This window comes from Micromonospora echinofusca (genome assembly GCF_017614955.1).
GTDB classification, from domain to species: Bacteria; Actinomycetota; Actinomycetes; order Mycobacteriales; family Micromonosporaceae; genus Micromonospora; species Micromonospora echinofusca_A.
In genome coordinates this window covers 1-7,633 of record NZ_WVUH01000338.1, presented here as the reverse complement: position 1 = coordinate 7,633, position 7,633 = coordinate 1, and the positions used below count along the sequence as shown (strand labels likewise).

8 protein-coding genes are annotated in these 7,633 nt (G+C 72.0%); 5 read left to right on the top strand and 3 right to left on the bottom strand.

The annotated features are described in order from the left end of the window. A partial coding sequence (locus GSF22_RS27600) for an aminotransferase class V-fold PLP-dependent enzyme (RefSeq protein ID WP_208816662.1) occupies positions 1-488 on the top strand: 488 nt, incomplete at its 5' end. Positions 489-490: 2 nt separating this feature from the next. Next, positions 491-745, top strand: coding sequence for a sulfurtransferase TusA family protein (locus GSF22_RS27595; RefSeq protein ID WP_307804378.1), 255 nt, complete (start codon positions 491-493; stop codon positions 743-745). A 304-nt stretch (positions 746-1,049) separates the two neighbouring features. Here GSF22_RS27595 and GSF22_RS27590 read toward each other — a convergent pair whose 3' ends face one another. From GSF22_RS27590 to GSF22_RS27580, 3 genes are all read right to left on the bottom strand, one after another. Next, entirely contained in the window at positions 1,050-2,027 is a 978-nt protein-coding gene (locus GSF22_RS27590) for a carbohydrate kinase family protein (protein WP_208816661.1), read from the bottom strand. 253 nt (positions 2,028-2,280) lie between these two features. Then, positions 2,281-2,649 (bottom strand): iron-sulfur cluster insertion protein ErpA, encoded by a 369-nt coding sequence (gene erpA, locus GSF22_RS27585; protein ID WP_208816660.1) that lies wholly within the window; start codon positions 2,647-2,649, stop codon positions 2,281-2,283. A gap of 178 nt (positions 2,650-2,827) precedes the next feature. Next, positions 2,828-3,949 (bottom strand): glycerate kinase family protein, encoded by a 1,122-nt coding sequence (locus GSF22_RS27580; RefSeq protein ID WP_208816659.1) that lies wholly within the window; start codon positions 3,947-3,949, stop codon positions 2,828-2,830. Between the two features lie 71 nt (positions 3,950-4,020). Between GSF22_RS27580 and nadA the strand changes: the two genes are divergently transcribed. The 3 genes from nadA (at position 4,021) to GSF22_RS27565 (ending at position 7,470) form a co-directional block, all read left to right on the top strand. Next, entirely contained in the window at positions 4,021-5,190 is a 1,170-nt protein-coding gene (gene nadA / locus GSF22_RS27575; protein ID WP_208816658.1) for a quinolinate synthase NadA, read from the top strand. Positions 5,191-5,413: 223 nt separating this feature from the next. Next, positions 5,414-6,769: a UDP-N-acetylglucosamine 1-carboxyvinyltransferase gene (gene murA / locus GSF22_RS27570; RefSeq protein ID WP_208816657.1), complete on the top strand. Its 1,356-nt coding sequence runs from the start codon at positions 5,414-5,416 to the stop codon at positions 6,767-6,769. A gap of 92 nt (positions 6,770-6,861) precedes the next feature. After that, the gene (locus tag GSF22_RS27565; protein WP_307804377.1) at positions 6,862-7,470 is read left to right on the top strand and encodes a DUF3043 domain-containing protein; all 609 of its coding nucleotides are present in this window, start codon (positions 6,862-6,864) and stop codon (positions 7,468-7,470) included. Positions 7,471-7,633 lie beyond the last annotated feature (163 nt).

Sequence of the window (7,633 nt, the reverse complement as noted above, 5' to 3'; positions counted from 1 at the left end):
CGCCCTACCCGGCCGACGACCGGGAGGGCGGGCGTACCCCGGGAGTGGTGAACCTGCCGGCGGTGGTCGCGGCGGCGGCGGCCCTGCGGGCGACGGCGGCGGAGGCGGCGGCCGAGGCCCGCCGGTTGGCGCCGCTGGTGGACCGGATCCGGTCGACGGTGGCGGCGGTGGTGCCGGACGTGGAGGTGGTCGGCGACCCGGTGGACCGACTCCCGCACCTGGTCACCTTCTCCTGCCTGTACGTCGACGGGGAGGCCCTGCTGCACGCGCTGGACCGGCGGGGTTTCGCCGTCTCGTCCGGTTCGTCGTGCACCTCGTCGACGTTGCGGCCGTCACACGTGCTGGAGGCGATGGGGGTGCTCTCCCACGGCAACATCCGGATCTCCCTGCACCGGGGAACCACCGAGGCGGAGGTGGCCCGGTTCCTCGACGAGTTGCCCGGGATCGTCGGACAGCTCCGCGCCGAGGCCGGGGTGGTGGGACTGTGACGGTGGACGCCGGATCCGACGGGTCGGAGGTACCGGCCGAGACGCTGGACTGCCGGGGTCAGCGCTGCCCGCTGCCGGTGATCGCACTCGCCCGCCGGCTACCCGGGCTGCCGGTCGGGGCGACCGTCCGGGTACTCGCCGACGACCCGGCGGCGGCCAACGACATCCCGGCCTGGTGCCGGATGCGCGGGCAGGAGTTCGTCGGCGCGGCGGAGGTGGCCGGGGCGCCCGCCTACGACGTCCGGCGCGTCCACTGACCCCCGGCGCGGACGGCGCGCGGCGCGGACCCCGGCGCAGGACGACCCCTCGGGGCGCGTGCCCGGAGTCAGCCCTCCTGTTCGGCCCCTTTGCTCTGCTTCAGCGCAGGCAACAGTTTCCGGGCCGCAGTGTCGCCGGGAGTGAAGCAGAGCAAAGGGGCCGACACGCCCTCTGCGGCCAGGCCCGGGCAGCGGCCACGGCACGGGCACACCCCGCCGTACAGCCGCACGCCGTCCGTCCCGGTCCGGGACGGACGGCGTGCCGACGAAACGGTGGGACCGCCGGGATCCGGCGGGATGCGGCTCAGCCGAGCAGGTGCGGGCGGACCTCGTCGGCCGCCGCTTCGCCGTACGACTCGGCCAGACGCTTGACGAACAGGTCCCGGCGGACGTCGTACTCCTGGCCGCCGAAGCTCTCCAGCACCAGGGTGGCGAGCAGGCAGCCGACCTGGGCGGCCCGTTCCAGCCCGAGCCCCCAGGAGAGCGCGGTGAAGAAACCGGCCCGGAACCCGTCGCCCACACCGGTCGGGTCGACCGCCTCGATCTCGCGGGCGATCGGGACGTGGATCCGCGCGACGTCCCGGCCGACGATCTCCACGCCGTCCTTGCCGAGCGTGGTCACCCGCACCTGGACCCGGTCCAGCAACTGGTCGTCGGTCAGCCCGGTCTTGTTCTGGAGCAGCGACTTCTCGTAGTCGTTGGTCATCAGGTACCGCGCGCCGTCGATCAGGCCGAACACGTCGGCGCCGTCCATCCGGGCGAGCTGCTGGGACGGGTCGGCGGCGAAGGCGTACCCCCGCTCGCGGCACTCCTCCGAGTGCCGGATCATCGCCGCCGGGTCGTTGGGGCTGATCACCACGAGGTCGAGGCCACCGACGCGGGCGGCCACCGGCGCCAGTTCGATGTTGCGGGCCTCACTCATCGCCCCCGCGTAGAACGACGCGATCTGGCACATGTCCTGGTCGGTGGTGCAGACGAACCGGGCGGTGTGCGCGACCTCGCTGACGTGCACCGAGTCGCAGTCCACCCCGTGCCGCTCCAGCCACGACCGGTAGTCGGCGAAGTCGGTGCCGACCGCTCCGAGCAGGATCGGCCGCAGACCGAGCTGGCCCATCCCGAAGGCGATGTTCGCGGCGATACCTCCCCGGCGCAGTACCAGGTCGTCGACGAGGAAGGACAGCGACACCTTGTGCAGCTGGTCGGCGATGAACTGGTCAGCGAACCGGCCCGGGAAGGACATCAGGTGGTCGGTCGCGATGGAGCCGGTTACGGCGATCTTCATGTCGGCCCTCAGGGTCGGGTACGGGAGCACGGCGCGGGTCAGCCTACCGTCCCCGTCGTCTCCGCACGGACCGTCTGTCAGCCGCCGGCCACGCACCGGACCGCTGCCGTTCACCGTGCGTCACCGTCCGCCGGACACCCGTCCGGCGAACGGAAAACGGCGGGGCCGTCCCGGGAAAGGGACGGCCCCGCCGTTCATGCAGGTCGCACCGGTACCGGCCGATCCGCTGTCGCGGTCGACCGCGACGGCCGGCTCAGTGGAACGAGTCGCCGCAGGCGCAGGAGTTCTGCGCGTTGGGGTTGTCGATGGTGAAGCCCTGGGCGTCGATCCGGTCGGCGAAGTCGATCGTGGCGCCGGCCAGGTAGGGGGCGCTCATCCGGTCGACGACGACCTCGACGCCACCGAAGTCGGAGACGATGTCACCGTCGAGCGAGCGCTCGTCGAAGAAGAGCTGGTACCGCAGGCCCGAGCAGCCGCCCGGCTGCACGGCGACCCGGAGCCGCAGGTCGTCGCGGCCCTCCTGCTCGATCAGGGCCTTGACCTTCTGCGCCGCGACGTCGGTGAGGACGATGGCGGTCGGGGCCTGGGCCTCGGTCGACTCGGTCTGCGCTGGCGTGGTCACGTGGCATTCTCCCTGCGCGGGTTCGGTCTGGTCCGTACCGGGCAACGCTAGCCGCCGGTCCTGTGATTCCCAATCTGGTGCGATTCCGATTGTAGGCCGCAGCGACGAAGGTCACCCGGCGGCTCGGCGGGAACCGCGAGCGTGGCCGGGCGGAGCACGCCGGCCACGCGGAAAAGGGTCAGCGGCTCCACTGGCCGGCCAGCCGGGTACCCAGCGCCCGCAGCCCGTCCGCCGGCCGGGCCATCGCCGTCTCCACGTCCCCGAAGTGCTCCACCAGGCTGTACGCCTCGGTCACCCCGGCCGCCGCCGCCTCGCGTCGGCCGGCGGTGACCCGACCGGCCAGCACCACGCAGGGCAGTCCCCGGTCCCGGGCCGCCCCGGCGACCCCGGCGACCACCTTGCCGCGCAGCGACTGGTGGTCGAACGAACCCTCCCCGGTGATCACCAGGTCCGCCGCGTCGAACGCGGCGTCCAGCCCGATCAGCCGGGTGACCAGGGCGATGCCCGATTCGCACCGGCCGCCGAGGGCGAGCACGGCCGCGCCGAGCCCGCCGGCCGCCCCACCGCCGGGCAGCGTGGCCAGCCCCGTCGGGCAGGACGGCAGTTCCCGCTCCAGCACCGTCGCGAAGCGCTCCAGGGCCGCGTCGAGCAGCAGCACGTCGGAGCGGCTGGCCCCCTTCTGCGGGCCGTACACGTTGCTGGCGCCGTGCAGCCCGACCAGCGGGTTGTCCACGTCGGTGGCGGCCACCAGGTCGACGTCGCGCAGTCGGGGCGGACCGGCGAGGCTCTCGGCCGTGGTCAGCGCCGCCCCGCCGTAGGGCAGGGCGTGTCCGGCGACGTCCAGCGGGGCGGCGCCGAGGGCGGCGAGCATCCCGGCGCCGGCGTCGTTGGTCACCGAGCCGCCCAGCCCGATCACCACCCGCCGGGCGCCGTGCTCCACCGCCGCGCCGACCAGCAGGCCCAGGCCGTACGAGGTGGTGGCCTTCGGGTCGCGCTCCGCCGGGTCGAGCAGGTGCAGGCCGCACGCCTGGGCGCTCTCCAGGTAGGCGGTGCCGTCGGTGGTGAGCAGGATCTCCCCCGGCACGGCCCGGCCGAGCGGGTCGACCGTCGGTACCGGCACCCGCCGCCCGTCGACCGCTCCCGCCAGCACCTCGACGAAGCCGGGCCCACCGTCGGCCAGGGGGCGGGCCACCAGGTCGTCGTCCGGGGCGACCTGACGCCAGCCGTCGGTGACCGCCGCCACCACGTCGGGGGCGGACAGGGTGCCGGCGAACTTGTCCGGACAGAGCAGCACGCGCATGGTGGATCAGTGTGGCAGCCCACACCGGGGCCGGCTGCGCCCCGTCCGGGTCGTGGGACACCATGGAGGACGTGAACGAGCCCTGGGTTGAGCCCTCCCCCACCGCCACCGCCCTGCTGCTGCTCGGCCGGGGCGGCGATCCGGCCACCGAACGCGGCGTCGAGTGCCCGGGTGACCTGCCGGCGCCGAGCGACCCCGACCTGGTGGCGCGGGCGGCGGCGGCCAAGGCGGCGCTGGGTGACCGGGTCTTCGTGCTGGGCCACCACTACCAGCGGGACGAGGTGATCCAGTTCGCCGACGTGACCGGCGACTCGTTCAAGCTGGCCCGGGAGGCGGCGGCCCGGCCGGACGCGGAGTACATCGTCTTCTGCGGTGTGCACTTCATGGCCGAGAGCGCCGACATCCTCACCTCGGACCGCCAGAAGGTGATCCTGCCCGACCTGGCCGCCGGCTGCTCGATGGCCGACATGGCGGTGCTGTCGCAGGTCGAGACCGCCTGGGAGCTGCTGCAGGACCTGGGCATCGCCGGGGAGACGGTCCCGGTGACCTACATGAACTCGTCGGCCGACATCAAGGGCTTCGTCGGCCGCAACGGTGGCGTGGTCTGCACCTCGTCGAACGCCAAGCGGGCGCTGACCTGGGCGTACGAGCAGGGGCAGAAGGTGCTGTTCCTGCCCGACCAGCACCTCGGCCGGAACACCGCCGTGCTGGAGATGGGTTTCTCGCTGGACGACTGTGTCCTCTACGACCCGCACAAGCCGGGCGGCGGGCTGACCCCGGAGCAGTTGCGGGACGCGAAGATGATCCTCTGGCGCGGGCACTGCTCGGTGCACGGGCGGTTCACCCTCGACAGCGTCAACGAGGTCCGGGAGCGGGTGCCCGGGGTGAACGTGCTGGTCCACCCGGAGTGTCGGCACGAGGTGGTGACGGCCGCCGACCAGGTGGGGTCGACCGAGTACATCATCCGGGCGATCGAGGCCGCGCCGGCCGGTTCGGCGTGGGCGGTGGGCACCGAGCTCAATCTGGTACGCCGGCTCGCGCTCGCCCACCCGGACAAGCAGATCATGTTCCTCGACCGGGCGGTCTGCTACTGCTCGACGATGAACCGGATCGACCTGCCGCACCTGGTGTGGGCGCTGGAGGAGCTGGTCGCGGGTCGGGTGGTCAACCAGATCACCGTCGACCCGGTTACCGCGCACCAGGCCCGGGTAGCACTGGACCAGATGCTCGCCCTGCCCTGACCACAACTTAACCCTGAGTGACTGTTGTCGTACGGATAATCACCGTCGTCCCTTTTTTGTGCCATCGGAACGGTCTGAACCGCTCCGGTGGATAACCGAGGGCTATGCTGCCCGGGCGACAACGAGCCAACCGTGACGACGGTTGCGCCCCCTCGGGTAGCGGCAGTGGTCGATCACCCGCCCCTTAACTTTCCACAGCAGCACCGACGCGCTGGAGGTTGCGTTGACCGACGACGTACTGGTCGTACACGGAGGCACCCCCCTACAGGGGCAGATCCGGGTCCGCGGCGCGAAGAATCTCGTGTCCAAGGCGATGGTCGCGGCACTGCTCGGTGACTCGCCGAGCCGGCTCTACGACGTACCCCGGATCCGGGACGTGGAGGTGGTCCGCGGCCTGCTCGAACTGCACGGCGTCCGGGTCACCGACGGCGACGAGGACGGTGAGCTGGTCTTCGACCCGGCGAACGTGGAGAGCGCCAGCACCGACGAGATCAACGTGCACGCCGGGTCCAGCCGGATCCCGATCCTGTTCTGCGGTCCGCTGCTGCACCGCCTCGGCCACGCCTTCATCCCCGACCTGGGCGGCTGCCACATCGGTCCCCGGCCGATCGACTTCCACATGCAGGCGCTGCGCGAGTTCGGCGCGGTGGTCGAGAAGCGCCCCGAGGGGCTGCACCTGACCGCCCCGAACGGCCTGCACGGGACGAAGTTCTCGCTGCCGTACCCGAGCGTCGGCGCCACCGAGCAGGTGCTGCTCACCGCCGTGATGGCCGACGGGGTCACCGAGCTGCGCAACGCCGCCGTGGAGCCCGAGATCATCGACCTGATCTGCGTCCTGCAGAAGATGGGCGCGATCATCAAGGTGCACACCGACCGGGTCATCGAGATCCAGGGGGTGCCGAAGCTCGGCGGGTACCGGCACCGGCCGATCCCGGACCGGATCGAGGCGGCGAGCTGGGCCGCCGCCGCGCTGGCCACCCGCGGTGGCGTCGAGGTGCTCGGCGCGCAGCAGGCCGACATGATGACCTTCCTGAACGTGTTCCGGTCGGTCGGTGGCGCGTACGAGGTCACCGACGCCCGTCCGCCCCGGCTCGGCTCGGCCGGCCAGGAGGGCGGCATCCGGTTCTGGCATCCGGGCGGCGAGCTGAAGTCGGTGGCCCTGGAGACCGACGTGCACCCGGGGTTCATGACCGACTGGCAGCAGCCGCTGGTGGTGGCGCTGACCCAGGCCCAGGGTCTGTCGATCGTCCACGAGACGGTGTACGAGCAGCGGCTGGGTTACACCGAGGCGCTGAACTCGATGGGCGCCAACATCCAGGTCTACCGGGACTGCCTGGGCGGTACCCCGTGCCGGTTCGGTCGGCGCAACTTCAAGCACTCGGCGGTGATCGCCGGGCCGAGCAAGCTGCACGCGGCCGACCTGGTCATCCCGGACCTGCGGGCCGGTTTCTCGCACCTGATCGCCGCGCTGGCCGCCGAGGGCACCTCGCGGGTCTACGGGGTCGACCTGATCAACCGCGGCTACGAGGACTTCGAGGCGAAGCTGGCCAGTCTCGGCGCCCACGTCGAGCGCCCCTGACCCACCGGCGGTATCGCCCGTAACGGACCTCACCCGACGCCCGGTGCACCTTGATGTGCACCGGGCGTCGACGTTTGGCTACCCTTCACCCCGTGCCGTCGCTGTTTCGCCGCAAGTCCAGCCAGCTCGTCGACGAGGCCGTCCCGCAGGACGCGCCCGACGAGCAGTCCCCGTCCGTCCGCTCCCGGGGGTACACCCCGAGCAAGAAGGAACTGGGCAGGGTCACCCCGAAGCGGCCGGCCGCCGGTCGTCGGTTGACCGCTGATCCGGTACCGGCGAACAAGCAGGAGGCGCGCGAGCGGCGCCGGGCCGCGCGGGCCCAGGCCGCCGAGGAGTTCCGCCGGGAGGGCGGGCCGCGTGACCGGGGGCCGGAACGGCTGCTGGCGCGCAACGTGGTCGACTCCCGCCGTACCGTCGGCACCTGGTTCTTCGGCGGCGCGCTGATCGTGCTGATCGGCTCGTCCCAGGCGATGCCGCCGGTGGTCCGACTGGTGTCGAACCTGCTCTGGGGGGCGCTGGCCATCGGGGTCGTGATCGACTCGGTGCTGATCTCGCGGAAGATCAAGAAGCTGGTCGGGCAGCGGTTCCCGAAGACCGACCAGAAGCTCGGCTCGCTCTACCTGTACGCGATCATGCGGTCGATCACCTTCCGCCGGATGCGGGCCCCGGTCCCGCAGGTCAACATCGGCGACCCGATCTGACCCGTCCCAGGTGTCACGAAGGGCCCCTTCCTGTACCTTGGGGTCTAGTGGTCCTCGCAACACCCGGATCTTCTGGGGGTTGCGAGGACCGTGTCCGTTTCCGTGGAACTCAAGGCGAAGTTCTTCGAGGTTCTCGATCGCGTCGGCAGTGTGCCCGTGGCTG